General features: G+C 70.0%; 23 protein-coding genes. 16 read left to right on the forward strand and 7 right to left on the reverse strand.

Going from position 1 to position 25383, the window contains the following annotated elements:
- The first annotated feature begins 41 nt into the window (after window positions 1-41).
- Entirely contained in the window at window positions 42-764 is a 723-nt protein-coding gene (locus VGB75_05475; protein ID HEY0166475.1) for a bacterial transcriptional activator domain-containing protein, read from the forward strand.
- Window positions 765-1114: 350 nt separating this feature from the next.
- On the opposite strand, the gene VGB75_05480 is transcribed toward VGB75_05475, so the two are convergent.
- Window positions 1115-1879: a GntR family transcriptional regulator gene (locus VGB75_05480; protein HEY0166476.1), complete on the reverse strand. Its 765-nt coding sequence runs from the start codon at window positions 1877-1879 to the stop codon at window positions 1115-1117.
- Window positions 1880-2091: 212 nt separating this feature from the next.
- On the opposite strand from VGB75_05480, the gene VGB75_05485 reads away from it, so the two are divergent.
- The 9 genes from VGB75_05485 to iolD all read left to right on the forward strand — a co-directional run bounded on the left by VGB75_05485 (window position 2092) and on the right by iolD (window position 12529).
- The gene (locus VGB75_05485; GenBank protein HEY0166477.1) at window positions 2092-3594 is read left to right on the forward strand and encodes a CoA-acylating methylmalonate-semialdehyde dehydrogenase; all 1503 of its coding nucleotides are present in this window, start codon (window positions 2092-2094) and stop codon (window positions 3592-3594) included.
- Between the two features lie 68 nt (window positions 3595-3662).
- Window positions 3663-4649, forward strand: a complete 987-nt coding sequence (locus tag VGB75_05490) for a sugar ABC transporter substrate-binding protein (GenBank protein HEY0166478.1) — start codon at window positions 3663-3665, stop codon at window positions 4647-4649.
- The gene (locus VGB75_05495; GenBank protein ID HEY0166479.1) at window positions 4646-5686 is read left to right on the forward strand and encodes an ABC transporter permease; all 1041 of its coding nucleotides are present in this window, start codon (window positions 4646-4648) and stop codon (window positions 5684-5686) included. Before VGB75_05490 ends, VGB75_05495 begins: the two co-directional genes overlap by 4 nt.
- 4 nt (window positions 5687-5690) lie before the next feature.
- Window positions 5691-6620 carry an ATP-binding cassette domain-containing protein gene (locus tag VGB75_05500; GenBank protein HEY0166480.1) on the forward strand — a complete coding sequence of 310 codons (930 nt, stop codon included), beginning with the start codon at window positions 5691-5693 and terminating at the stop codon, window positions 6618-6620.
- Window positions 6621-6689: 69 nt separating this feature from the next.
- A complete protein-coding gene (locus tag VGB75_05505; GenBank protein HEY0166481.1) occupies window positions 6690-7742 on the forward strand; it encodes a Gfo/Idh/MocA family oxidoreductase in 1053 nt (350 codons plus the stop codon).
- The gene (iolC, locus tag VGB75_05510; protein HEY0166482.1) at window positions 7739-8728 is read left to right on the forward strand and encodes a 5-dehydro-2-deoxygluconokinase; all 990 of its coding nucleotides are present in this window, start codon (window positions 7739-7741) and stop codon (window positions 8726-8728) included. Before VGB75_05505 ends, iolC begins: the two co-directional genes overlap by 4 nt.
- Window positions 8728-9645, forward strand: a complete 918-nt coding sequence (locus VGB75_05515; GenBank protein ID HEY0166483.1) for a deoxyribose-phosphate aldolase — start codon at window positions 8728-8730, stop codon at window positions 9643-9645. Before iolC ends, VGB75_05515 begins: the two co-directional genes overlap by 1 nt.
- Complete coding sequence (iolB, locus tag VGB75_05520) at window positions 9642-10643, forward strand: 5-deoxy-glucuronate isomerase (protein ID HEY0166484.1); 1002 nt, start codon at window positions 9642-9644, stop codon at window positions 10641-10643. The genes VGB75_05515 and iolB overlap by 4 nt, the downstream gene beginning before the upstream one ends.
- Entirely contained in the window at window positions 10640-12529 is a 1890-nt protein-coding gene (iolD, locus tag VGB75_05525) for a 3D-(3,5/4)-trihydroxycyclohexane-1,2-dione acylhydrolase (decyclizing) (protein ID HEY0166485.1), read from the forward strand. Before iolB ends, iolD begins: the two co-directional genes overlap by 4 nt.
- Here iolD and VGB75_05530 read toward each other — a convergent pair.
- Both VGB75_05530 and VGB75_05535 read right to left on the reverse strand, forming a co-directional pair.
- Window positions 12513-13697, reverse strand: coding sequence for a Gfo/Idh/MocA family oxidoreductase (locus tag VGB75_05530; protein HEY0166486.1), 1185 nt, complete (start codon window positions 13695-13697; stop codon window positions 12513-12515). The two genes, iolD and VGB75_05530, sit on opposite strands and share 17 nt — an antisense overlap.
- Before the next feature lie 10 nt (window positions 13698-13707).
- Window positions 13708-14601, reverse strand: a complete 894-nt coding sequence (locus VGB75_05535) for a TIM barrel protein (protein HEY0166487.1) — start codon at window positions 14599-14601, stop codon at window positions 13708-13710.
- 130 nt (window positions 14602-14731) lie between these two features.
- Here VGB75_05535 and VGB75_05540 point away from each other — a divergent pair, with 130 nt between their 5' ends.
- Together VGB75_05540 and VGB75_05545 are read left to right on the forward strand one after the other, a co-directional pair.
- Window positions 14732-15757, forward strand: a complete 1026-nt coding sequence (locus VGB75_05540) for a LacI family DNA-binding transcriptional regulator (GenBank protein HEY0166488.1) — start codon at window positions 14732-14734, stop codon at window positions 15755-15757.
- Between the two features lie 46 nt (window positions 15758-15803).
- A complete protein-coding gene (locus VGB75_05545) occupies window positions 15804-16202 on the forward strand; it encodes a hypothetical protein (GenBank protein ID HEY0166489.1) in 399 nt (132 codons plus the stop codon).
- A gap of 83 nt (window positions 16203-16285) precedes the next feature.
- Here the strand turns inward: VGB75_05545 and VGB75_05550 are convergent, their stop codons facing one another.
- Window positions 16286-16501 (reverse strand): hypothetical protein, encoded by a 216-nt coding sequence (locus VGB75_05550; protein HEY0166490.1) that lies wholly within the window; start codon window positions 16499-16501, stop codon window positions 16286-16288.
- 223 nt (window positions 16502-16724) lie between these two features.
- A complete protein-coding gene (locus VGB75_05555; protein HEY0166491.1) occupies window positions 16725-17489 on the reverse strand; it encodes an ANTAR domain-containing protein in 765 nt (254 codons plus the stop codon).
- A 532-nt stretch (window positions 17490-18021) separates the two neighbouring features.
- Between VGB75_05555 and malQ the strand changes: the two genes are divergently transcribed.
- Complete coding sequence (malQ, locus tag VGB75_05560) at window positions 18022-19962, forward strand: 4-alpha-glucanotransferase (protein HEY0166492.1); 1941 nt, start codon at window positions 18022-18024, stop codon at window positions 19960-19962.
- A 10-nt stretch (window positions 19963-19972) separates the two neighbouring features.
- Window positions 19973-20188 carry a CDGSH iron-sulfur domain-containing protein gene (locus VGB75_05565; GenBank protein HEY0166493.1) on the forward strand — a complete coding sequence of 72 codons (216 nt, stop codon included), beginning with the start codon at window positions 19973-19975 and terminating at the stop codon, window positions 20186-20188.
- Window positions 20189-20228: 40 nt separating this feature from the next.
- Here VGB75_05565 and VGB75_05570 read toward each other — a convergent pair whose 3' ends face one another.
- Window positions 20229-21200 carry a hypothetical protein gene (locus VGB75_05570; GenBank protein ID HEY0166494.1) on the reverse strand — a complete coding sequence of 324 codons (972 nt, stop codon included), beginning with the start codon at window positions 21198-21200 and terminating at the stop codon, window positions 20229-20231.
- Window positions 21201-21207: 7 nt separating this feature from the next.
- Window positions 21208-22263, reverse strand: coding sequence for an iron-containing redox enzyme family protein (locus VGB75_05575; protein HEY0166495.1), 1056 nt, complete (start codon window positions 22261-22263; stop codon window positions 21208-21210).
- 264 nt (window positions 22264-22527) lie between these two features.
- Between VGB75_05575 and VGB75_05580 the strand changes: the two genes are divergently transcribed.
- Window positions 22528-24363, forward strand: coding sequence for a GH25 family lysozyme (locus tag VGB75_05580; protein HEY0166496.1), 1836 nt, complete (start codon window positions 22528-22530; stop codon window positions 24361-24363).
- Window positions 24364-24458: 95 nt separating this feature from the next.
- Window positions 24459-25373, forward strand: coding sequence for an NADP-dependent oxidoreductase (locus VGB75_05585; protein HEY0166497.1), 915 nt, complete (start codon window positions 24459-24461; stop codon window positions 25371-25373).
- Window positions 25374-25383: the final 10 nt, after the last annotated feature.

A 25383-nucleotide genomic window follows, 5' to 3' on the forward strand; every position in this document is an offset into this window, starting at 1 on the left:
TACTCCGCTGGCCCCCGCACACTCGCAAGGCTTGCTGCCCTATGACTGATGGACCTGGCTGCGGCGTGCCGCAGCTGCAGTTGCAGTTGCTCGACAGCTTCGAGTTGAGCGACCAGCGAAAGCCGGTTCAGGTGCCGCGTCCGGCGCAGCGTTTGCTGGCGTACCTGGCTCTACGCGCGCGACCGGTGGGCCGCCGGGCCGCCGCTGCGGCGCTGTGGGCCGATCTCGACGAGCAGCAGGGCTTGGCGCGGTTGCGCTCGACCCTGTGGCGGTTGCCGACGGTGGCTGGCAACCAGCTTGTCCTCACGGTGCAATCCCGGTTGAGCCTGGCGTCGGAGGTTCAGGTGGATGTGCAGCAAACCCAGGATGAAAGCCATTTCGACGAGCTCGACCTCGGCCGCCTCAGCTCTGACGTGCTGCCGGACTGGGAAGAGGACTGGGTCGGTGTCGAACGTGAGCGGTTCCGCCAGGTGCGCTTGCACTTGCTGGAGCGACTGGCCCAGCGAGCCAGCGAACGCCGGCACTATGATCGCGCGCTGCAGGCGGCCCTGACGGCGGTGGCCAGTGATCCGCTGCGCGAGAGCGCGCACCGGCAGGTGATGACCATCCATCTGGCTGAGCAGAATCCCGCTGAGGCGCTGCGTCAGTACGAGGCATGCCGCCGGGTGCTGCGGACCGAGCTGGGACTGGCGCCCTCACCGGCCACCCGTGCGGTCGTGGAGGTGCTGCTGGGCAGGCCGCTGGACATGGCGACCGGGGCCTAGGACGTGGCTGTGCGGTGGCCGACCCTCAGCCGACTTGGACCTCCACCTCGTCGCACCTGAGGCACTGACGAAACTCGATGATCACCCGCTGGGTGCTCATCCGGTAGTCCCAGCGGTGACCACACCACCAGCAGCGATCTCGCACGCTCAGGTGCTGGCGGCGATCCAGAGCGGACCCGCGGCGGCGGCCAGGCTGCGGTGGCAGGCCCGGCGGGAGGAACTGAAAGACAGAGATCATGGCCGCATCCCAGACTCGGGCGAACCTGGCTGCCTTTCCAGCTCTATTCGACTTTAACCCTGGAAAGAAGGCGGGTTCAAGCGGTGACTGCCTGTGACGGCAATCAGGGTTCTCAGCCTGCGAGCAGGCTCAGCTGAAAGCTGTACCGGGTCGCGGCATAGACGTGGCTGCCGTACTCGACGGCCACGCCGCGGTCGTCATAGGTGGTGCGTCGCATGGTCAGCAGGGCCGCCGACCTGGATTCGCCGAGCAGCCGGGCCTCGGCCGCGTTGGCACTGCGAGCCCCGATCACCTGGGTGGCCGAGTGCAGGTGGATCCCGGCGGCGCGCAGCAGCTCATACAACCCCCGGGACTCCAGCGCCTCGGCGCTGATCTCAAGCAGGCCGGCAGGCAAGAAGTTCGTCATCTTCGCGATAGGCCGCTCCAGCGCCGACCGGAGCCGGACGATCTGGAGCACCGGGTCGGCGACCGGCAGGCTCATCGCCGTGGCGACCTCGGCCGGCGCCGGGACCTGGCCCAGGGACAGCAGTTTGGTCGAGGGACGCTGGCCTTCACGGGTCAGGTCGTCGTGCAGGCTGGTCAGCTTCAGCGAGCGGCGGACCTTCGGCGACACCACGCGGGTTCCGACACCCCGTCGGCGAACCAGCAGGCCCTGGTCGACCAGATGCTGCATCGCGCGTCGCATGGTGGGCCGGGAAAGTCCCAGTTTCTCTGCCAACTCCAGCTCGTTCTCGAACCGGGTGCCGGGAACCAGCGAGCCGTTCTCAATCGCCTGCTCCAGATGCCGCGCGACCTGGTAGTACAGCGGGACCGGGCTCAACCGATCCAGGACGATCCCCTCGAAGGGTGACACCCCGGAGGAGACGGCGGCCGACATGAGTGAAAGTATGTCAGCTCATAACTACAAAGTCACGGGACCATTTGTCATGACAAAGTCTTGACAGAATAGACGTCCGGACGGTTTCCTGAGGAACGCGGCACGACGGTGTGACAGCCGTCGTGAACGTGGGCGGCACCTCAGTCGCGCAAGCGTGGGCTCGTCGGCGGACGGGCCGCGGCGCAAGCGGCGGTCAACACGGCGAAGGGCAGATGATGGGGACGACGATCGAGCACTGGGTCGGCGGCAAGCGGCTGGCTGAGACGGGAGGCCGCCGGGCGCCGGTGTTCAACCCGGCCACCGGTCAGCAGCAGGCCCAGGTGGCGCTGGCGTCAGCGGCCGAGGTCAGCGACGCGGTGCAGGTGGCGTCCACGGCCTTTATCGACTGGTCCCAGAGCTCGCTGAGCCGGCGCGCCAAGATTCTCTTCAGCTTCCGCGAACTGGTCAACAGCCACATCGACGAGTTGGCCGAGCTGATCACCGACGAGCACGGCAAGGTGCTCAGCGACGCCCGTGGCGAGGTGCAGCGCGGCCTGGAGGTCGTCGAGTTCGCCTGCGGCATCCCGCACCTGCTCAAGGGCGAGTACTCCGACCAGGTCTCGGCCGGCATCGACACCTACTCCTTTCGCGAGCCGCTGGGCGTGGTCGCCGGCATCACCCCGTTCAACTTTCCGGTGATGGTCCCGATGTGGATGCACCCGGTCGCGATCGCCTGCGGCAACACCTTCGTGCTCAAGCCCAGCGAGCGCGACCCGTCGGCGTCGATGCTGGTCGCTGAGCTGTGGCAGCGAGCCGGCCTGCCCGACGGCGTGTTCAATGTCGTGCACGGTGACAAGGAGGCGGTGGACGCGCTGCTGGACTCACCCGACGTGGCAGCGGTGTCCTTCGTCGGCTCCACTCCGATCGCTCGCTACATCCACCAGCGGGCCAGCGCGACGGGCAAGCGGGTGCAGGCGCTCGGCGGCGCCAAGAACCACGCGGTGGTGCTGCCTGACGCGGACCTCGACTTCGCCTCCGACCACCTGGTGGCAGCCGCCTTCGGCTCAGCCGGTGAGCGCTGCATGGCGGTCTCGGCGACCGTGGCGGTGGGCGCGGCGGCCGACCGGTTGGTCGAGGCGGTCTCAGCCAAGGCGCGTGCGGTCAAGGTCGGGCCGGGCCGCCAGAGCGACAGCGAGATGGGCCCGGTGATCACCCAGGCGGCCAAGGACCGCATCGAGGGCCTGATCGGCAGCGGCGCCGAACAGGGCGCCCGGCTCAGCGTCGACGGCCGGGGCCTGCGGGTGGAAGGCGGCCAGGACGGCTTCTTCGTGGGCCCGACCGTGATCGACGAGGTCACCACCTCGATGGATGTCTACCGCGAGGAGATCTTCGGCCCGGTCCTGTCGGTGCTGCGGGTCCAGACGGTTGAAGAGGCGATCGACCTGATCAACGCCAATCCCTACGGAAACGGCACCGCGATCTTCACCTCCAGCGGCGACGCCGCCCGCAGGTTCCAGCGCGGCGTCAAGGTCGGCATGATCGGCGTCAACGTGCCTATCCCGGTTCCGATGGCCTACTACTCCTTCGGTGGCTGGAAGGACTCGTTGTTCGGCGACAAGCACGTGCACGGCGCCGAGGGAGTCTCGTTCTACACCCGCGGCAAGGTCGTGACCTCCCGGTGGCCTGAGCACCAGTCCGGCTCGGCCGCCAGCTACTCCTTCCCGACCGCCACCTAGACACCAGGCGCCAGGCACCAGACCAGCTCAGCACCCGCACCGACTGACAGAAGATGAGGCGATAGGACATGCGCGCAACGAAGTCGAGATGGCTGTTGGCCACCTTGCTCGTGCCGGTGCTGGCCATCTCGGCCTGCAGCAGCGAGAACGCGGTGAACCGGCAGACTGACAAGGCCGAGGGCGGCAGCGGCGGCTACGGCTTCAAGATCGCGGTGGTGACGCACGGCGGCGCCGGCGACGCCTTCTGGAGCATCGTCAAGGCCGGCGCCGTTCAAGCCGGCAAGGACATGGGTGACGCGGTCAGCTACCAGAGCGAGGGCGATCCGACCAACCAGTCCAAGCTGATCGACAATGCCGTCAACCAGAAGCCCGACGGCCTGGTGGTGTCGATGGCCAATCCGCAGGCCGTCAAGGCGGCCGTGCAGCGGGCGGTCGCGGCCGGCATCCCGGTGATCACGATCAACGCCGGCGGCGCTGAGTCCAAGGCCTACGGCGCGCTGTCGCATATCGGCTCGGACGAGAGGGTCGCCGGCGAGGCGGTCGGCAGCAGGCTCAAGACAGAAAAAGTCACCAACGTCATCTGCGTCATCCACGAAGCCGGCAACGTAGGCCTGGAGACCCGCTGCGAGGGTGTCAAGAGCGCCCTCGGCGGCGCGGTCACCAATATCCAGGTCGACAACAACAACCTCCCCGCCGCTCAGGCCACCATCCGGGCCAAGCTGCAGCAGGACAAGTCCATCGACGGCGTCGTGACCCTCGGAGGCCAGGTGGCCTCGACTGCCCTGGGCGCGATCAGCGGGGCAGGCTCCAGCGCAAAGCTGGCCACCTTCGACCTGAACGCCGACGTCGCCAAGGGCGTGCTGGACGGCAAGATCGACTTCGCGGTGGACCAGCAGCCCTACCTGCAGGGCTACCTGGCGGTGCAGATGCTGACTCTCTACAAGACCAACCTCAACGTGCTCGGCGGCGGCCTGCCGGTGCTCACCGGCCCCGACCTGATCACCAAGGAGAACGCCGCGGCGGTTCTCAAGCTCGCGGCCGGCGGCACCCGATGACCGCCGTGACCGTCGCCGGCGACGAGCGGGTGGCCAAGGTCAGCCCGCTGCGCCAGTTGCTGATCAAGCCCGAGTTCGGCTCGCTGATCGGCGCCATCGTCGTCTTCGCCTTCTTCGCCACCCAGTCGGAGGTGTTCCGTTCCACCCGCGGGGTAGCCAACTGGCTCGACACGGCCTCCACGGTGGGGCTGATGGCGATTCCGGTGGCGTTGCTGATGATCGGCGGGCACTTCGACCTGTCGGCCGGCGTCCAGACCGGCACCGCCGGCTTGGCGACCGGCATCATGACCACCTACTGGGGCCTGCAGGTCTACGCCTCGCTGGCGGTGTCGCTGCTGCTGATGCTGGCCATCGGATTCCTCAACGGCTACCTGGTGGTCAGGACCGGTCTGCCCAGTTTCATCATCACCCTGGGGACATTCCTGGGCCTGCAGGGCATCAACCTCGGCGTCACCAAGCAGGTCACCAACACCGTGCAGGTCTCCAACCTCGACCTGGTGCCTGGTTACCAACCGTTGAAGGACGTCTTCGGCTCCACCATCTCCATCGCCGGCAGCGGTTTTCAGATCGCGATCCTGTGGTGGTTGCTGCTCACCGCGCTCGGCTCGTACCTGCTGCTCAAGACCCGGTTCGGCAACTGGATCTTCGCCACCGGCGGTGACCCCGACGCCAGCAAGAACGTCGGCGTGCCGACGGGCCGCACCACCATCACCCTGTTCATGCTCACCTCGGCCTTCGCCTGGTTCGTGGGCAACACCCAGATCATTCGGTTCGGCACCATCCAGGCGCAGGTGGGCATCGGCCAGGAGCTGATCTTCATCGTGGCCGCCGTGATCGGCGGCTGCCTGCTGACCGGCGGTTACGGCTCGGTCATCGGCGCGGCGGTGGGTGCGTTGATCTTTGGCATGACCCAGCAGGGCATTGTCTACGCGGGCTGGAATTCGGACTGGTTCAAGCTGTTCGTCGGGGCGATGCTGCTGCTGGCGGTGCTGGCCAACCAGATCGTGCGGCGCTATGCCGAACAGAGCAGGAGGTAGGCCCATGACCGACGCCGAGATCACGTTCGACAGCGCGCGGCAGGTTCGCCAGGGGGCCCCGGACTCCGGCGCGCCGCTGCTGGAGATCCAGAACATCACCAAGACCTTCGGCAGCGTCATCTCGCTGTTCGACATCTCCACCACGGTGCGGGCCGGCCAGGTGACCTCCGTGCTGGGTGACAACGGCGCCGGCAAGTCCACGTTCATCAAGACGCTGGCCGGCGTCTACCAGCCCGATCAGGGCCAACTGCTGATCGACGGCAAGCCGGTCACGCTGTCCTCTCCGCGGGACTCCCTCGACGCCGGGATCGCCACTGTCTACCAGGACCTGGCGATGGTTCCGCTGATGGCCATCTGGCGCAACTTCTTCCTGGGCTCCGAGCCGACCAAGGGCTGGGGGCCGTTCCGCCGCTTCGACGCCGACAAGGCCAAGGCCATCACCCGCAAGGAGCTGGCCGACATGGGAATCGACATCCGCGATCCCGACCAGCCGGTCGGCACGCTGTCCGGCGGCGAGCGGCAGTCGGTGGCGATCGCCCGGGCCGTCTACTTCGGCGCCCGGCTGCTGATCTTGGACGAGCCGACGTCCGCGCTCGGGGTCAAGCAGGCGGGTGTGGTGCTCAAATACATCGTGCAGGCCCGCGACCGAGGCCTGGGCGTCATCTTCATCACCCACAATCCGCATCACGCCTACCCGGTGGGGGACCGGTTCCTGCTGCTCAAGCGGGGCCGCAGCCTGGGTGACTTCGCCAAGTCCGAGATCTCGCTGGCCGAGCTGACCGGCCTGATGGCCGGCGGCGCGGAGTTGGAGCAACTGGCGCATGAGCTGCAGCGCCCGGATCAGGCCGGCTCTGATGACCACCATTCCTCCGCCACCGCCGCTGAGGAGCCTGGGCGCGGCATGCTGCGCGACAGCTCCCATCTGGGCCAGTGAGCCGGACCGCTCGGGCGAGCGGCGCAGCCGCCGGGCCGGGCCGCGCGTGAGGCGAGAGGAAGTCCGCAGATGACGGTGGGCGTCGCGATCATCGGCACCGGGGTGATGGGCGCCGAGCACGCCCGGCTGCTGGACCGTGAGGTCTCCGCGGCACAGGTGCGCGGGGTGTTCGACCTCGACGCCGAGCGCGCTGCGGCCACGGTCGCCCGGGTGCCCTCGGCCCGGGCCTTCGACGACCCGTTCGAGCTGATCGCCGACAGCGCGGTCGACGCCGTGGTGGTGGCCTCGGCGGACCCGACCCATGAGCGATTCGTGCTGGCCGCGCTCGCCGGCCGCAAGCCGGTGCTGTGCGAGAAGCCGCTGGCGCCGGACGTGGCCGGTTGCGAGCGGATCATCGCCGCGGAGCTGGCGGTCGGCCGACGGTTGGTCAGCGTCGGCTTCATGCGCCGGTTCGACCCCGGGTACTTGCGGCTCAAGCAGGCGGTCGACGCCGGCGGGCTGGGTTTGCCGCTGATGCTGCACTGCACGCACCGCAACCAGCAGGCGCCAGCGGGCCTGCCGAGCGAGTCGCTGATCTCAGGCTCGGCCGTTCACGAGCTCGACATCGCTCGCTGGTTGCTGGGGGAGGAGCTGAGCCGGATCACCGTGCACCGTCCGCGCAGCTCGCGGGCGTCGCTGCCGACCGAGGATCCGCTGTTCCTGGTGGTGGAATCGAGCAGCGGCGTGATCATCGACATCGAGGTCTTCGTCAACTCCGGCTACGGTTACGAGGTCCGCTGTGAGCTGGTCGCCGAGCGGGGCACCGTCTCGCTGGACGCCCCGGCGCCGGTCGTCGAGCGGCGCGCCGGAGCAGTGCTGCGGGCGGTGCCGGCGGACTGGCGGCCGCGCTTCGCGGCGGCGTACCGGAGCGAGCTGCAGAATTGGGTCGACTCGATCGAGTACGGCGCGCCCTGTGACGCGGCCACCAGCTGGGACGGCTACGCGGCCACGGTCACCGCTCAGGCCGGCATCCTGGCGCTGCGGACCGGCCTCGCCCAGCCCGTCAGCCACCTGGACCGGCCCGAGCTGTACCCGGCGCCGACCGGCGGCGCGCGACCGGCTCAGAGCACGGCGCCCGGGTGAGCGGCGTGGAGGCGATGGCCGAGGTGCTGACGGTCGGCCGGGTGGGCGTCGACCTGTACCCGCAGCAGTCCGGCGTGCCGCTGGCGCAGGTGAGCACCTTCGCCAGGTCCTTGGGAGGAACCGCCACTAATGTCGCGGTCGGCGCGGCCCGTCTGGGCCGGCGCAGCGCGGTGCTGACCAAGGTGGGGCCAGACGGTTTCGGAAGTTACGTGCGCCAGGCGCTGGCCGACTTCGGGGTCGACAACCGGTTCGTCGGCACCGCGCCCGAGCTGTTGACGCCGGTGGTGTTCTGCGCGCTGGACCCGCCGGAGGATCCTCCGCTGCTGTTCTACCGGCTTCCCACCGCTCCGGACCTGACCCTGACGGCGCAGGACGTGCCCTGGGATCTGGTCGCCGAGGTGCCGCTGTTGTGGGTCACCGGGACTGGCGTGTCGGCAGAGCCGGCCCGCTCGACCCAGCTGGAGATGCTGAGCAGGCGGGGCCGGCCGGATTCGGCCGCCGGCCGCTGGACAGTGCTCGACCTGGACTGGCGTCCGATGTTCTGGCAGTCACCGGCCCAAGCGCGTGAGCAGTACCAGCGGATGCTGCCCCATGTCAGCGTGGCGGTCGGCAACCGTCGCGAGGTCGAGGTGGCGGTGGGAACCAGCGACCCGCGGCTGGCCGCTCGCCGGCTGCTCGAGTGCGGCGTCGAGCTCGCCCTGGTGAAGCTGGGCGCCGACGGGGTGCTGGTGGCCACAGCCGATTCGATGACCGTCGTCGCGCCGCTGGGCGTCGAGGTGGTCTGCGGGCTCGGCGCCGGTGACGCCTTCGGCGCCGCCGTCGTGCACGGCCTGCTGTCGGGCTGGTCGCCGGTCAGCATCGCCGAGCACGCCAACGCGGCCGGAGCGATCGTGGCCTCCCGGCTGGCCTGCGCCGACGCCATGCCGAGCCTGGCCGAGCTGGCCGAGCTGCTCGGCCGGCGTCGGGAAAGCGAAGGCGGCAGCTGATGCCGGACCGGATCTCCGACGAGCGGTACCAGCGGTTGCTGGATCTGCGCGCTGAGCGCCCGCAGGCGATCGCCGAGGCCTACGCCGCGCGCAAGCGCCCACCGCGATTGCTCAACGACCGGGGCACGATATTCCTGGTGGCCGCTGACCACCCGGCCCGCGGCGCGCTGGCGACCGGGGGCGACCCGCTGGCGATGGCTGACCGGCGGAGTCTGCTGCGTCGATTGGTGACGGCCCTGGCGCATCCTGACGTCGATGGCGTGCTCGGATCACCTGATGTCATCGAGGAGTTGCTGCTGCTGGGCGCCCTGGAGGGCAAGGTCGTGATCGGCTCGATGAACCGCGGTGGCCTCGACGGCGCGAGCTGGACGATGGATGACCGGTTCACCGGCTATGACGCCGCGAGCATCGCCGCCTGCAATCTCGAGGGCGGCAAGATGCTGCTGCGCCTCGATGACCATGACGCAGGCACCGCCACCACCCTTGAAGGATGCGCTCAGGCTGTCAGCGAGCTCGCGGCCCACCGCCTGATGGCGATGGTGGAGCCATTGCCCTACCACCGTGACGACAGCGGCGCCCTGGTGCTGCGGACCGACGTCGGCTCGCTGTGCCGGGCGATGACGGTGGCCTCGGCCCTGGGGACGACCAGCGCCTACACCTGGCTGAAGATGCCTGCCTGCGAGGACCCCGACACGGTCTACGCCTGCACCACGCTTCCGTGCGTGGTGCTCGGCGGCGTCGCCGAAGCCGACCAGGCGGCGCAGGTCGCCTTCTGGGCCCGGACCCTGCGCCAGCCCGTGGTGCGCGGCCTGGTGGTGGGCCGGACAGTGCTGTATCCCGCCGACGGCGACGTCGCCACCGCGGTGGACGCCGCCGCTCAGGTGCTGCGCGCCGCCAGCGCGACAGGCTTGCGATGACCGGCATCATCCCGGCCGGCGCCGGCCCGGCCGAACAGGCCCGCGCCGAAGGGCTGGGTCAGTCGCAGCTGCTGCTGGATCTCAGGCCAGAGGACGCGGGCTGGAGCTACGCCGGCCTGCGGGTCCTCGAACTGGCGCCCGACATCCCGGTGCGGCTGAGCACCGGGGACAGCGAGCTGTTCGTCCTGCCGCTGTCCGGCGGCGCGACAGTCGAGGTCTACGGGCCGGACGGCGCCGTCGAACGCCGGCTCACCTTGACCGGCCGGCCCTCGGTGTTCACCCACGTCAGTGATTTCGCCTATGTGGGCAGGGACAGCGAGGTGAGCCTTTCCAGCGCGGCGCCGGCGGTTCTGGCGCTGCCCTCGGCACGCTGCGAGCAGCGCCGGCCGCCGGCGTACGGCCCGGCGACAGGCGTTCCGGTCGAGGTCCGCGGCGCCGGGGCGGCGACCCGGCAGGTCAACAACTTCGGCGTCCCGGGCGTCTGGGAGCACGCCGAACGGCTCATCTGCTGCGAGTTGCTCACCCCGCCGGGCAACTGGTCGAGCTATCCGCCGCACAAGCACGATGCCAGCGCGCCGTGCCCGGTGGTCAACGAGGAGATCTACTACTACCGGATCGCCGGCGCCGACCAGGTCACCCCGAGCCGGCAGGGCTTCGGCGTGCATCGCAGCTACACCGGACCGGAGCACGAGGCGGCCGGCCTTGCCCCGATCGATGACCTGATCGAGGTGCGTGACGGTGATGTGGCGCTGATCCGGCATGGCTATCACGGCCCGTGCGTGGCTGCGCCGGGGTATCCGATGTATTACCTCAATGTCCTGGCCGGGCCGGGTCCGCAGCGCTCGATGGCGTTCTGCGACGACCCGGCGCATGGTTGGGTGCGAGACAGCTGGGCCGGGCAGCCGACGGATCCGCGGTGCCCGATGACCTCGGCGGCCGGACCGGCGGGGCCCGGCGTCGAACCGGCGTCCGACATCATCCCAGGGAGCTGCCGATGACCGAGGACGACCAGCCCACCGTCCGGCTGAGCACTGCCCAGGCGCTGGTGCGCTGGATGCTCGCGCAGCGCTCGGAGCTCCTCGACGGCGCCGAAGCGCCTTTGTTCGGCGGGGTGTTCGCCATTTTCGGCCATGGCAACGTGCTGGGACTGGGAACCGCGCTTGCCGAGGCGCGCGAGCAACTGCCGGTCTGGCGCGGCCAGACCGAAGAGGGCATGGCACTGGCCGCGGTGGCCTACGCGCGTGCCACCGACCGGCGGCAGGTGATGGCCGCGACGTCCTCGATCGGACCGGGCGCCCTCAACATGGTGACGGCCGCCGGCGTGGCGCACGCCAACCGGTTGCCGGTGCTGCTGCTGCCCGGTGACACCTTCGCCGGCCGCGCGCCTGACCCGGTGCTGCAGCAGGTCGAGCACTTCGGTGACCCGACGATCAGCGTCAACGACGCGTTCCGGCCGGTCGCCCGCTACTTCGACCGGATCACCCGGCCGGAGCAGCTGCTGGCCACCCTGCCCCAGGTCGCTCGGGTGCTGACCGATCCGGCTGACACCGGACCGGTCGTGCTGGCCCTGCCGCAGGACGTCCAGGTCGAGGAGTTCGACTTTCCGGCGCGGATGTTTCAGCCCAGGCTGCACCGGGTGCCCCGGCAGCGGCCCGATGCCCGCGACCTGGCCGATGCGGCGGGCATCCTGCGCGCCGCCGAGCGGCCGTTGATAGTCGCCGGCGGCGGCGTCCGCTACTCCGGCGCGGCTGGGCAGTTGCTCGCATTCGCCCAAGCCCATCAGATCCCGGTCGCCGAGACCTCGGCCGGCAGGACCCTGATGCCCGACCCGCACCCGCTCAACGCCGGTGGCCTGGGCACGATCGGGTCAGCGTCAGCCAACGCGCTGGCAGCCGTCGCCGACGTCGTGCTCGCGGTGGGCACCAGGCTGCAGGACTTCACGACGTCGTCCTGGAGCGTGTTCGCGGCGGACGTTCGGATCGTCTCGGTCAACGCGGCCCGCTTCGACGCGGTCAAGCACGCGGGTTCGGCCGTGGTCGGCGACGCTCAGGCGACGCTGGCCGAACTGGACCGCGCCCTTGCCGGCTGGCACGCGCCGCCGGCCTGGGCCGAGCGGGCTGTCACCGAGCGGGCCGCCTGGGACGCCCACATCGACACGCTGCGCGCTGGCGCCTCCGACGGCTCGCTGAGCTACGCCCAGGTGGTGGGGGTGGTGAACGAGGCCAGCACCGCCGAGGATTACGTGCTGGGCAGCTCCGGGGGCATACCGGGTGAGCTCAACGGCGGCTGGCGGGCCACAGCGGTGGCCAGCATGGATCTGGAATACGGCTTCTCATGCATGGGATACGAGATCGCCGGGCCCTGGGGCGCCTCGATCGCCTGGGCCGCCAGCCACCCCAACGGGATAGTGACGGCTCTGCTCGGCGACGGCTCGTACCTGATGCTGAACTCGGAGCTGTTCTCGGCGGCTTTCGCCGGACACCGGTTCGTGGCCGTGCTCTGCGACAACGGCGGCTACGCCGTCATCCATCGGTTGCAGACCGGTCAGGGCGCCGCCGGCTTCAACAACCTGCTCGCAGACTGCGCCGGTCCCGGCGCCGAGCCGGGTGGCGTGCGAGTGGACTTCGCCGCTCACGCCGCGTCACTGGGCTGCGCGGTGGTCGACGTGCCAGCCGGCGCCGACGTCGCCCAGCTGCGGGCCGGCTATGCCAGGGCGCGTGAGCTGGCAGTCGCCGAGAACCGCCCGGCGGTGCTGGTCTGCCGGACCGATCCGTCGGCCTGGACGGAGTCAGGCGCCTGGTGGGAGGTCGGGGTGCCGCGCTCGTTGCCCGGATTCGACGCCCACCAGCAGGGCAAGGCCGGCCAGCTCAGATGGAGCCGGTGAGCGCGACCCACTCTCCGCGGCTGACCGAGTCAGCCATCGCGTGCAGGGCTGTCGCGCTGTGCACGGCGTCCTCGACGCTCGCGCCGTGCGGTGTGCCCGATTCGATGGACCGCAGGAAGCGAGCCGCCTCGATGACCTTGAGGTCGTCATAGCTCATCGCGATGCCGGCGCCGGGTTGGAACCGCGCGAAGTCACCGCTGCCGGGACCGACATGCTCGACCGCGCTGGGCTCGTTCTGGTAGTCCTGCCCGTGCGCCAGCCGCAGCTCGCCCATCCTGCGGAAGTCCCAGGAGATCGCGCCGCGGCTGCCGGAGATGGTGAAGCCGTAGTTGTTCTGCTGGCCGACCGCGGTCCGGCTGGCTTCCAGCGTCCCGTGCGCGCCGCTGGCAAAGCGCAGCAGGCAGTTGAGGTAGTCCTCGTTCTCCACCGCGCCCGACTCGCCGCCCTCGGCTGTGGCGAAGTGACTCGCCGCGCCGACGGGTCTGGGCCGGGCGCCGATGAAGATCGCGCTGTCGGCCATCACCGAGGCGATGTCGCCGAGCAGGTGCCGGGCCAGGTCCACACCGTGCGAGGCCAGGTCGCCCAGCACTCCCGAGCCCCCCTGAGCTCGCTCGAAACGCCAGGACAGGGCACCCTGCGGGTGGGCGGCGTAGTCACTGAGCAGCCGGAACCGGGCGTTGGTGACCTCGCCGATGGCGCCGTGCCGCAGCAGCTCCCGAGCCCGGTCGACAGCCGGCGCGTAGCGGTAGTTGAAGCCCACCGTGGCCTGCACGCCGCCGGCCCGCACCGCCTCGGCCACCGCGCGCGCGTCATCCAGGGTCAGCCCTACCGGCTTTTCGATCCACAGGTGCTTGCCGGCCCCAGCCAGCGCCACCGCGATCTCACGGTGCAAGAAGTTCGGCGCCGTGACGCTGACCGCCTCCACCCGGTCGTCGTGGAGGACCGCACGCCAGTCCGGCGTCGAGTCGCTGAATCCGTACCGCCGGATGGCGTCCTCGCGGCGGTCGGGCTCGGGATCGGCGACCGTGACCAGGTGCGCGAGAAGGCCCAGCTCGGGGTAGTGGTGGGGGAGCCGGAGGTACCCGCGACTGTGCGCGTGGCCCATCCACCCGCAGCCGATGACGGCGACCCCCAGGCGTCGTCGGCCACCGGCAGGCAGGCTCATCATGCGGGCCCAGTCATCGGGCGCTGGTCGCCACGCCGAGCAGGTAGTCGATGCTGCGGCCGACGTCGGCGATCGGGCCCTGCCCGGCGGCGGGCTCGCCTTCCAGCGCGCTGTCCTGCTCAAGCACGTACCAGCCTTGATAGCCGGCAGCCTCCAGGGCGGCCACGATCGCGGGGATGTCGAGGTCCCCGGCGCCCAGCGGGGCGTACAACCCGGCTCGCACCGCTTCCAGGTAACTCATCCGGCCGGCGGCCACCGGCTGGGCGACGGCGGAGCGGACGTCCTTGAGGTGGACGTGAGCGATCCGGCCGGCGAAGCGTCGCAGCAACTCCAGCGGCTGCATGCCGCCGATCAGCAGGTGGCCGGTGTCCAGGCACAGTCCGATGTCGCTTGACTCCAGCAGCCGCAGCACCGACTCGGGGCTCTCGATGGCGGTGCCGACATGCGGATGCAACGTCGCGCGCATGCCGTGGTCGGCCACCAGCCTCTCCAACCGGTCGAGATTGGCGAGCAGGATCGGCCACTGGGCATCGCTGGGCGCGAGCTTGTGGTCATAGCCGCCGTCAGCCGACCTCGCGGCCAGCACCACCACCTCGGCGCCGGCCGCGCCCAGAGTGGCGATGGCGTGCTCGGCTTGTGACAAGTCCAGGCAGGCCTGGATGTGCAGCGGCACCGGCAGGAAGCCGCCGATCAGCCGCAGGCCGTGCTCATCGAGGCGGGCCCGCACCTCGGCTCCGCCGGCGCCCAGGTAGCCCGTCGGTCCCAGCTCGGTCGCGCCCAGGCCCAGCGTCGCCATCTCGGCGAGCACCCGGTCAGCGGCTAGCTCATGGCCCCAGCCCGGCGCCTCGCAGACTCCCCACGAGATCGGCGCTCCGGCGATCCGATCACGCAGCGACAAGCTTGGCATGCTGCTCCTCTCGGCAGGCGGCGTCACCATGCGGCCACTTCTAGAGCGCTCTAGGACCCAATGAGTATTCTCACCCCGAGCTGCGGCGGTGTCAACGTCGCGGTGTCGACGAGGAAGGGGCGTGACCAGCATGTCGAACCCTCATCCCAGGCGGGCCCGACCGCCGACTCTGCAGGACGTCGCGACGCGCGCGGGGGTCTCACGCGCCCTGGTCTCGATTGTGATCCGCGGGGTTCCGGGCGCCAGCGAGGCGACCAGGCAGCGGGTGCTGGGCGTCGCCGAGGAACTCGGCTACCGCCCGGACGGCCGGGCCAGGCTGCTGGCGGCCGGCCGCAGCAAGCTGATCGGCGTCACCCTGACCCTGAACAATCCGTTTCACTCAGACGTGGCCGAGGGAATCTATGCCGCCGCCGAGTCGAGCGGCTACCAAGTCGTGCTCAGCGCGGTGACCGGGCGCCGCGCGCCTGAGCGGGCGGTCGAGACGCTGCTGGACTACCGGTGCGAGGCAGCGATCCTGCTGGGGCCGCTGGTCGCCAGGCGCGCCCTGCAAGAGCTGGCCGAGCGGCTTCCCGTCGTGGTGGTCGGCCAACCGTCGAGCGCGCCGGCGGCTGACGTGGTCAGGGTCTCCGACGCCGATGGCGTCGGCCTGGCCGTCGAGCACCTGGTGGGCCTGGGACACCGGTTGATCGCCCACGTCGACGGCGGCCGCTCAGCCGGCGCGGCGCAGCGCCGCGCCGCCTTCCGGGCGGCTCACCGCCGGCACGGGTTGCCCGGTCCGGCCCGCGTCATCACCGGCGGGCCGGGGGAGGAGGACGGCGCGGCGGCCGCCAGGCGACTGGTTGACCAGGGCCTGCCGACCGCGGTGCTGGCCTACAACGACGCCTGCGCCGTGGGCCTGCTCGACATGCTCCTTCGGCTGGGAGTGCCGGTTCCCGGGCGGGTCTCGGTGGTCGGCTATGACGACAGCCCGGTGGCCAGGCTGTCCTACCTGCGTCTGACCACGGTCAGCCAGGACGGCCGTCAACTGGCGACGGTGGCGGTGGAGCGCCTGGTGAGCCGGCTGTCCGGGTCGGCGGTGGCGCAGCGGCAGGTGCTGTTGCGACCGGCCCTGGTGCTGCGGGCGACGACTGAGCAGTGCGCGAGCACTCAGCTCTGAGGAACCTCAGCGGCGCTCCCGGCGCCCGCTTGGCACAATGACGGGCATGGCAGGTGAATCACGGCACCTCGGTGTCTGGATCGGTCGGCCGGCCGCCGAGGTCTATGACTACGTCTCACAGCCGGCCAACCTGCCGGAGTGGGCCGCCGGTCTGGGCAGCTCGATCGAGTGGATCGACGGTCAGTGGGTCGCCCAGTCACCGCTGGGGCCGGTCGTGGTGGCGATGGCCGAGCCCAACCCGTACGGGGTCGCAGACCACTGGGTCACCCTGGCCACCGGGGAGCGCTTCTACAACCCGATGCGGGTGATCGCCGACGGCGACGGCTGCGAGCTGGTGTTCACGTTGCGCCGGCAGCCGGGCATGAGCGACGCCGATTTCGAGCGGGACGCCGCGGCGGTGAGCGCGGACCTGGCCGCCGTGCGGCGCTTGCTCCAGACCCGCTGAGCCGGCCGGCGACGGGCGCCCCGCTCAGCGCCCGTCGCGGCTGGGCCACCCGCGGTGGGCCGGTCGGCCGCCCGCGGTGTGAGTCAGGCGTCCTCGCGCGGGCCGGTCGGAGATCGGTCGCCGGCCAGTTCCTCCGCGGAGGCCTTGGCGGCCTCGACATCGGTCGTGGCGCCCTCGGACTCCCGCTCGAAGACGTCGCTGTACTTGAGGTCGCTGGCGGTCTGACCCGCCACCTGCTGGACCATCTCCTCATCGCTGAGGCCTTCACCAGCCGGGTGCACGTTCGGCTCGTCGCTCATCTGCACTTCCCTTCTCGATGTCCGGTCTCCGAGGCTAACCGTGGCAGCGGCGGCGCCGTCGACCAGGCCCGAGGAAGACGTTCTCCGGCCGCCGGCTGCGCGCCGCGAGGAAGGATCAGGGCCATCGGCGGGCGTCAGCCCGCCTGAGCCGAGCCGGTTCAGGCGGTGCGGCGCTCTGACCACAAGGGCGTGGCTCAGGCCGGCAGGACGAATGCCCCGAATCTCAGCGCGCCACCCGCAAGTGCGGTCGGCGCCGTGGCGGTCCGGGCCTCGGGCAGTGCTCCAGCAGCTCGACGCCGCCGGGCCGCTCCAGCGCGCCGGTCTCGATCACATCCGCCGCGATGGACGCGATCTTGACGTGCGCGCGTTGGCTGGTCCGACGCAACAGGTCGAAGGCCTGGTCGCTGGTCAGCTTGTGCATGGCCATCAGGATTCCCATGGCCGCGCCGATCTCACGGTTGCTGTGGAGCGCGCGTTGCAGGTTGTCGATCTTGGCTGCCAGCTGTTCGCGTTGCACCAGTGCGATCGCGCGCTCGACCAGCAGGTGTCCTAAGAGCACGTCGGTCAGGGTGGGCCGTGATCCGTGAAAGCTCATCGTGAACGCGCCCCGGTAGGGGAGCTGCCCCTCGGTGAACGACGGGTTGATCGGAATGACGACGGTGTCTTCGCGGGCGAGGACACCGTCGGCCTCAGCGGGGGTCGGGCTGCCTGCCTTGGCGCTCTGGCAAGCCCGCTGGTCGCACCCGTCGCTGTCGGTCACCCGGAAAGTGACCTGGCTGGGCTGCTCTCCCGCTGTGCAGATCCAGACACTGCTGGAAGCGCAGAGCAGCGGCACCACTATCCGAGTCAGACTCTTGAAGACCTCTGCCGGCTCCGACGCCGGTTCAAGCCGGCGCATCAACTCCGACAGCTCCGCCGATGACGAGGTGATCGACGGCCGAGTCGTGGCAGACAGCAATTCGGTGAGAGGAGTCGAGAAGACTGACATGGTCACCTCCGGTGCCTGGTCCGTGCCTGGACGCACGTGAGCTCAACGCTGAGTCATGCGCTGTCCGGTTTGGACGCGGAGTCAGTCTAAATCGCTTCCGGTAAGCAGACTGTAAGTAGTCGCAATGTAACCGGCTGACAAGTAGTCCGGTCGGGTGCGCACCGTGATTCTCCCGGGTTGACGTGATTTTCCCGGTTGCCGTCCGGCGCCCGCGAGCCGCGGTGGCGGCCCCACCGCAACCGATTACTGACAGTGTCCGGAGACGCACGCGCTGGAGCCATGAGGCCCGACCGGGGCTCAGGCATCGAGGCGCCCGCGAGACTGCGCCCGCGAGACTGCGCCCGCGCCGGCTGGTCGCGTGTCCACTCGCGGGCGCCGGTCAGTGGCTCGCATCGAGCGACGGCGCCCGAAAGGCCCAGCAGGCCTCCGGCTGCGCATCGGCTCCAGAGGCTAACGGGCATACTGCTTGTGCCGGTCCGACCCGTAAACCTCGGGGGCTGTCCGGTCCAGTCGATCTTCGAGGCCGTAACAGATGATCTTGGAAGAACCAGGTCAGCCCGTCGCGCCGACCTACCTGGATTCTGAGGGAGTGCCGCACAGCATCGCAGCGGAGACGATCCAGCGATTGAGCCGGACGCTGGGCGGCCCGCCCGCCGGCGCCGAGGACAGCGCTCCGATCGTCGTGCGCCGCGGCCAGCCGACGCCGGTGACCGGCCGGGTGCTGTTAGAGGGCGGCGGCTCGCTGGAGGTCGACGGCGTTCTTCCTGCCGACTGCCCACTCGGCTACCACAGCCTCATCGGACCAACCGGTCAGCAGCGACGGTTGATCGTGGGCCCCGGCCGCTGTCACCTGCCCGCCGAGCGCCTCTGGGGCTGGACCGTGCAGCTCTATGCCGCCCGTTCCCGGCTCAGCTGGGGGATCGGAGACCTCGGGGACCTCCGCACGCTGACCCAGTGGGCTGCCGAGCAGGGCGCCGGCTTCGTCCTGATCAACCCGCTGCACGCCGTCGCGCCCACCTTTCCGCAACAGGCCAGCCCGTACTCACCGACCAGCAGGGCATTCCGCAATCCGATCTACCTGCGGGTCGAGGACGTGCCCGGCGCTGACCAGGTGGACCTGCGCGACTTGCAGCAAGCCGGCCGGGCCGCCAACGCCGAAACCTTGATCGACCGGGACAGGGTGTGGCACATCAAGCGCTCGGCGCTGCTGCAGATCTTCACCCACACGGGCTCGGACGACCGCTTCACGACCTGGCGAGCGGGCCAGGGGCACACTCTGGAGCGGTTTGCGACCTGGTGCGCGCTGGCAGAGCTGCATGGGACCAGCTGGCGGGACTGGCCGGCCGAGCTGCGCCGTCCCGACAGCGCCGCGGTGCTGCGCTTCCAGGACCAGGCGAGCGCCGCGATCAGCTTTCACGCCTGGTTGCAGTGGTCGCTCACCCTTCAGCTCGCCGACCTGGCGCCGGGTGTGGCAGTCATCCAGGACCTGCCGATCGGCGTCGACCCTGACGGCGCGGACACCTGGTCCTGGCAGGAGGTGATGGCCGAGGGCGTCTCGGTGGGCGCCCCGCCGGACACGTTCAACGTCAGCGGGCAGGATTGGGGACTGCACCCGTTCGTGCCGTGGCGGTTACGGCAAGCCGACTACCAGCCGTTCATCGAGGCCCTCCGATCCACGCTGGCCCACCACGGCGGGTTGCGCATCGATCACGTGATGGGCCTGCTCAGGTTGTGGTGGATCCCGCAGGGCTGCTCGCCGGCCGACGGCGGTTACGTCCACTACCCCGTGCACGACCTGCTTGAGATCGTGGCGCTGGAGAGCCACCGGTTCCAGGCTGTGGTGGTCGGCGAGGACCTCGGAACGGTGGCGCCGGGGCTGCGTGAGGAGATGGAAGCCCGCGGCCTCCTCTCCTACCGGCTGTTGTGGTTCGAGGAGGAGCCGGCCCGGACCTGGCCGGTCACGGCGCTGGCAGCGGTGAGCACCCACGACCTGCCCACCGTGGCCGGCCTGTGGACGGGTGCTGACTTGGCCGACCAGCGCGCCCACGGCCTGGACGCCAACGCGGTCAGCACCGAGCGACTGCGCGATCACCTGGCGGAGGTGACCGGCCTGGCAGACGGCGCCGACGTCCACGACGTGATCGGCGCGGCGTACCGAGCTTTGGCTCAGGCGCCGTCACGGTTGCTGGCCGCGACCCTGGAGGACGCCGTCGGCGTCGAGCTCAGGCCGAACCTGCCGGGCACCGTGAGGCAGCAGAACTGGTCGGTGCCGTTGCCCCTCACCTTGGAGGAGCTGCGAACGGCGCCGGGGCCGGCGGCCATCGCCCGCACGCTGGACCAAGCCTGCCGCGACGGCGCCCTCGGCGCGGCGCCGGCGCGAGTGCGCCCGGCCGGCGCCGGCAGTCAGCCGGGCCGCTCGGAATCGAACCGGCAGCCGGTCGATTACGGTGGCAGGAGAGCTGGGAACGAGTGAGGGGGAGCCCATGACGGAGTTCAGCGAGCCGCCGGCGACCATCACTGCCTATCCCGACGGGCCGCTGATCGTGCGAGGCGCCTTCGAGCTGTGCGAGCTCGACGGCACTCCCATCCCGCGCAGCGGCAGGACGGTCGCGCTGTGCCGGTGCGGACGCTCGGCGCTCAAGCCGTTCTGTGACGGCAGCCACAAACTGGCGGCCGGCGCCCGTTCCAGGACCGACTGATCCGTCCCGACCGAGCTGACTGACCCCTGCCTGACCGAACTCAGCCCGAATTCTGCTGACGGCTGCTCTGGCGTAACTCAGCAGCCGTGTGCGCCGCGCGCCAGATCCGACCGCCCGAATAACGCACTCCGCCGAACAGCACCCGGGTGGCCACCGCCAGCCATGAGCAGATCGAACGCTCGGCCAGCCAGGCCGGAGTGAACCAGACCGAGCCGGGCGCGAAGACGGCTTGACCCTGCCCCCGGCGCCGGCCGATCTCGGCCAGGCCCACCGCCGCGCCCAGTAACGCGCCCAGGCCAAGCGGGCGCCGCCGGAGCAGGACGAAGGCCGGCAGCAGCGCCAGTTCCAGCGTCATCCGACCAGGTTGGGCGAAACTGTCATAGGCCTGTCTGACCCGCTGCCGGACGAAGTGCCGGGTGCTGGGCGGCAACCGCCGCACGTACAGGTCAAGCATCAGCCGTTCCCGGCCTCCGGCGGCGCGGACCGTGCGGATCAATTCCAGATTCTCAAAGAGCACGTCACCGTCGTAGCCGGTCGCTCGCAGTTGCGGGCTCAGCCGCAGCGCCAGGGTTCCGGGGAAGTCGCCGCCGGCCACCGCGCGGTTGAGCAGCGAGCGAGCGGTGTCCCAACGGGCATGCCAGGGCAGCGGCCTGAAGTAGTTCTGCGGGCGCACCAGCTCGGCGGTGTCCAGGGCCAGTTCCAAGCGGTGCAGCTGGGCCGGCTCGTAGCGAACGTCGTCGTCGGCGATGACCACCTTGTCCGAGCCGCACAGCCGGAAGCCGGTGAGGACGCCATTGACTTTGCCGTTGCGAAAGCACACGTCCTCAGCCGGGCGGACATGGGTGACGGCCGAACTCAGCAGCGCTCGGTGGGCGTCGAAGACCTCCGGCGGCGAGCCGTCGACCACGATCACCTGCGCGGACTCGCTCAGCCCGTTGAGATAATGGGCGAGCTCGCCGATGTCCCGGCCCTGGTCGCTCTTGATGGGCAGGACGTAGTTCAAGGCCATCACGGCGTGTTCACCCGACCACGGCGCCAGAGTCGGTCTCGCTCGCCCGGTAGCCGGTGAGGCGCTCGGTCTCGACGACGCGCAGCGAGGACCTTCCCGAGGCCCAGCAGCGCAACAAGTGAGCGGCGAACAAGTTGTCCAGGTGTAGCGCGCAGGCGGCGCCGAACAGGACGTCATCGGCCAGGTCCGGCTCATCGGCCACCACTGAGCCGCACAGGTCGTGAGCTGCCAGCTGCTCGTGCAGGGCGTCGGCGGTCACGTGCTCGTCGTAGAACCGGGTGGCCGCGGCGTCGCCCCCGAGCCGCCTCAGGCCTTTGCCGTAACGGCGATTGGGCATCGAGGAGGTCATCTCGAAGGCAGCCAGGTGCCCTACCAGCGCGCCGCGGTTCTCCCGGTGCAGGCCGAAATAGGACATCAGGTTGCTGATCGCCAGCGTCACACCCGGCGCCTGGTCGAGATAGCAGCCGTAGCTGTCGTCGAGGCCGAGACTGCGCATGGTCGTTCGGAACAACTCCGAGTGCATCCGGCTCAGCGAGCCGGCGCCGTACTCGTCGAACTGGATCTCAATCAACGCGGCCTTGGCCTTGCCCCGCAGCCGCGGGATCGCCCAGCTGTGCGGATCGGCCTCCTTGAGGTGGTAGAGCGAGCGATGCGTGACGAACTCCCGGAACTCCTCGACAGTGGCGCTGGACTGCAGATGACGAGACAGCGCAGGGCCGTCGTCGGCGTCGACCAGGGCTCGCAGCCGGTCGGCGATCGAATCTCCGCCCGGCGTCGGGGCGGGGGAGACGCAGCTGCGCAGCGCGGAGCCGAACAGGCCCTCCAGGGCCCTGGTCCAGGACATCAACTCCGGCTCCCACTCCCAGCCGGGCTCGGCGTCGGTGAAACCGGCGTAATGCAGCTCGTAACAGATCCAGAGCCCGAGCTGCAGGTCGTCGTCGGACAGCGCGGCCGCCGGCGAATCGAGGGCCAGGCCTGCGCCGAACAGCTGCACCGAGCCGGCCGGCTGGCGCAGGGCGGCGATCAACTCGTCGGTCAGCGGACCGCGAGCAGCGGGCAACCTCACTGCGGACCCTCGGCGGAGGCCAGGCGGTCGTCTGACAAGAGAACTGACATGGGCGGGATCCTGACGCAAGACCCGCGAGGACTCGATGAGGCAATGTCAGGCGCGGGGCCGTTCAACGCTCTGTTTCGAGCGGTTCTCATGCTAGCCCACCGGCCAGTCGACTGGCAGCGTGCGCGTGGCCATCCAGCCGGAACGTCCTGAAGCCGGTAGCCTCACCCGAATATGACCGATTTGCCCCTGATATCGGCACCCCCAAGGAGAACAATGTCGCTGACGCTGGCGTTTCCGAGGACCCCTCGGTCACTGCGCCCGATGCTGGCCGCTGCCGGCAGTCTCTGCCTGTTGACCGCGGTGACCACGGCGCAGCCGGGCGCGTCGGCCGAAGCGGCCGGTCTGTCCACTGCCGGCGTGAGCACGTCGAACCTGGCGACCAGCGCTGCCAGCAGCGTGTTGGCCAGCATGTCGCAGGCGCAACGGGTCGGCCAGCTGTTCATGGTGGGCACCCCGGCGGCTTCGGTGAGCAGCCAGACCGTCACCGACATCCAGACCTATCACGCCGGCAGCGTGATGCTGACCGGGCGAAGCTCCGCCGGGGTGGCGGCGACCGCGTCGGTCAGCGCGTCCCTGCAGTCCAAGGCAGACATCGCCGCCACTGCCGGGGTGCCGCTCTACATCGCCACCGATCAGGAGGGTGGACAGGTGCAGGTGCTGTCCGGCGCCGGCTTCTCCAGCATTCCCAGCGCGCTCACCCAAGGCAGCTCGTCGGTGGCTACCCTGCGCGCCAACGCCAAGGTGTGGGGCGGCCAGCTCAAAGCCGCCGGCGTGCACATGAACCTGGCGCCGGTGCTCGACACCGTTCCCAGCGCGGCATTCGCCCCGTACAACCTGCCGATCGGCTATTACGACCGCGAATACGGCTTCGACCCGGTGACCGTGGGCGCCAAGGGAACCGCCTTCGCCCAAGGCATGGCCGACGCCGGCGTCGACGCCTCGATCAAGCACTTCCCAGGCCTGGGACGGGTGCGCGCCAATCCCGACGTCAGCTCAGGGGTCACCGACTCCCAGACCACCAGGACCGACAGCTACCTCCAGCCCTTCGCCCAGGCGGTGAACGCCGGCGCGCCGGTGCTGATGATGTCGACGGCCTACTACAGCATGATCGATGCGGCGAACCCCGCTGCCTTCTCCTCGACCATCGTCACCGGAATGGTGCGCGGGGACCTGGGGTTCAACGGGGTCATCGTCAGCGACGACCTCGGTCAGGCGGCTCAAGTCCAGGCCTGGACCCCCGGCGCCCGCGCGATCAACTTCCTCAATGCCGGCGGTGACATGGTGCTCACCGTCGACCCGTCGGTGATGCCCGCGATGTACAACGCGGTGCTGCAGAAGGCCAACGCCGACTCGGCCTTCCGCGCCAAGGTGGACGCCTCGGTGCTGCGGATCCTCACGGCCAAGGACAACCGCGGTCTGATCAGCCGGGGGATGGACGTCTCCAGCGCGCAGGGCAACGTCGGATGGCAGGCCGCCTACAACAACGGCGCCCGGTTCGCCTACGTCAAGGCGACCGAAGGCGCCTCCTACGTAAACCCGTACTTCGCCCAGCAGTACAACGGCTCCTACAACGTGGGCATGGTCCGCGGCGCCTACCACTACGCGACCCCGAGCAGCTCGACCGGCCTCACCCAGGCCGACTACTTCATCGCCCACGGCGGTGGCTGGTCCGGCGACGGCAGGACCCTGCCGCCGGCCTTGGTGTTGCAGCCGGGCGCCAGCGCCACCTGCCACGGGTTGTCCCAGGCCTCGATGGTGAGCTGGATCCGGGCCTTCTCCGACCGGATGCACTCCCGTACTGCCAAGTACCCGATGATCTACACGAATTTCGACTGGTGGAACACCTGCACCGGCAACACCAGCGTGTTCGCCGCCACCAACCCGTTCTGGATCGCGCGCTACGGCGCCAGCCCGCCGGTGTCGATTCCTGCGGGCAGCGCCACCTGGACGATGTGGCAGAGCGCCTCCTCCGGGCTGCTGCCCGGCGGCCAGGACCGGTTCAACGGCAGCTACCTGCAACTGCGCGCGCTGGCCACGAACCCGGACTAGGCGGATGTGGCTCGTCCAGGACCGCTGGCATACTGCTGGCGCGACAGCCGGTTTTCCTGATGCCAGCGCATCGATGACGAAGGAGAGACGCTTTCATGCCCAAGGTTTTTCGCTTTCGAGAGTACGGCGGTCCGCAGACCCAGGAGTTCGCCGAGGTCGACAAGCCTGAGCCTGGACCCGGTCAGCTGCTGCTCCAGGTGCGGGCGGCCGGGGTGAACCCCTATGACCACAAAGTGCGCAGCGGCCTGTTCAAGGACGGTCGTGAGCTGCCCTCCGAGTTCGGCGGCGAGGTCTCGGGCGTTATCGAGCAAATCGGCGCGGGCGTCGAGGGTTTCTCTGTGGGCGATGCGGTGTTCGGCTGGCCGGCGCCCGGCTATGGCGCGTTCTCTGAGTACACGATCGTGGCCCAGGACGGGGTGGTGGCCAAGCCGCCGCAGGTCAGCTTTGTCGACGCCGCGGCGCTGCCGGTGGCCTCAGCCACCGCCTACGACGGCCTGGCGCAACTGGGCCTGTCCGCTGGGCAGACGCTGCTGATCACCGGCATCGGCGGCGGGGTCGGCGTCGCCGCGGTTCAACTGGCCCGCAACGCAGGCATCCGCGTCGTCGGAACCGGCAGCCAGAGCAAGCGGGCACTGGTCGAGTCCCTGGGCGCGGAGCTGGTCGACTACGGCGACGGGGTCTCCGAGCGGCTCAGCGAGTTGCTGCCCGACGGTGTCGACGGCGTCTTTGACCTTGTCAGCGGGCCGGCGCTGTCTGCGGTGGCCGGGTTGGTCAAGGACCCAGGCAAGCTGATCAGCGCGGTCAGCCCCGAGACCGTGACCGAGCTGGGCGGCGCGTTCATCCGCCGGGACAGCGGCCTGCGGGGGCTGGCCGAGGTCGCGAGACTGGCCGCAGAGGGCGTGTTGAACCCTCAGGTCACCAGCGTGGTGGCGTTTTCCGACGCGCCGAAGGCCATCGCAGCGGTCGAGTCCGGGCATCCGCTGGGCAAGGTCGTGCTACAGGTCAGCTGATCGGCACACC

The organism is Jatrophihabitans sp. (genome assembly GCA_036399055.1).
Classification (GTDB): domain Bacteria; phylum Actinomycetota; class Actinomycetes; order Mycobacteriales; family Jatrophihabitantaceae; genus Jatrophihabitans_A.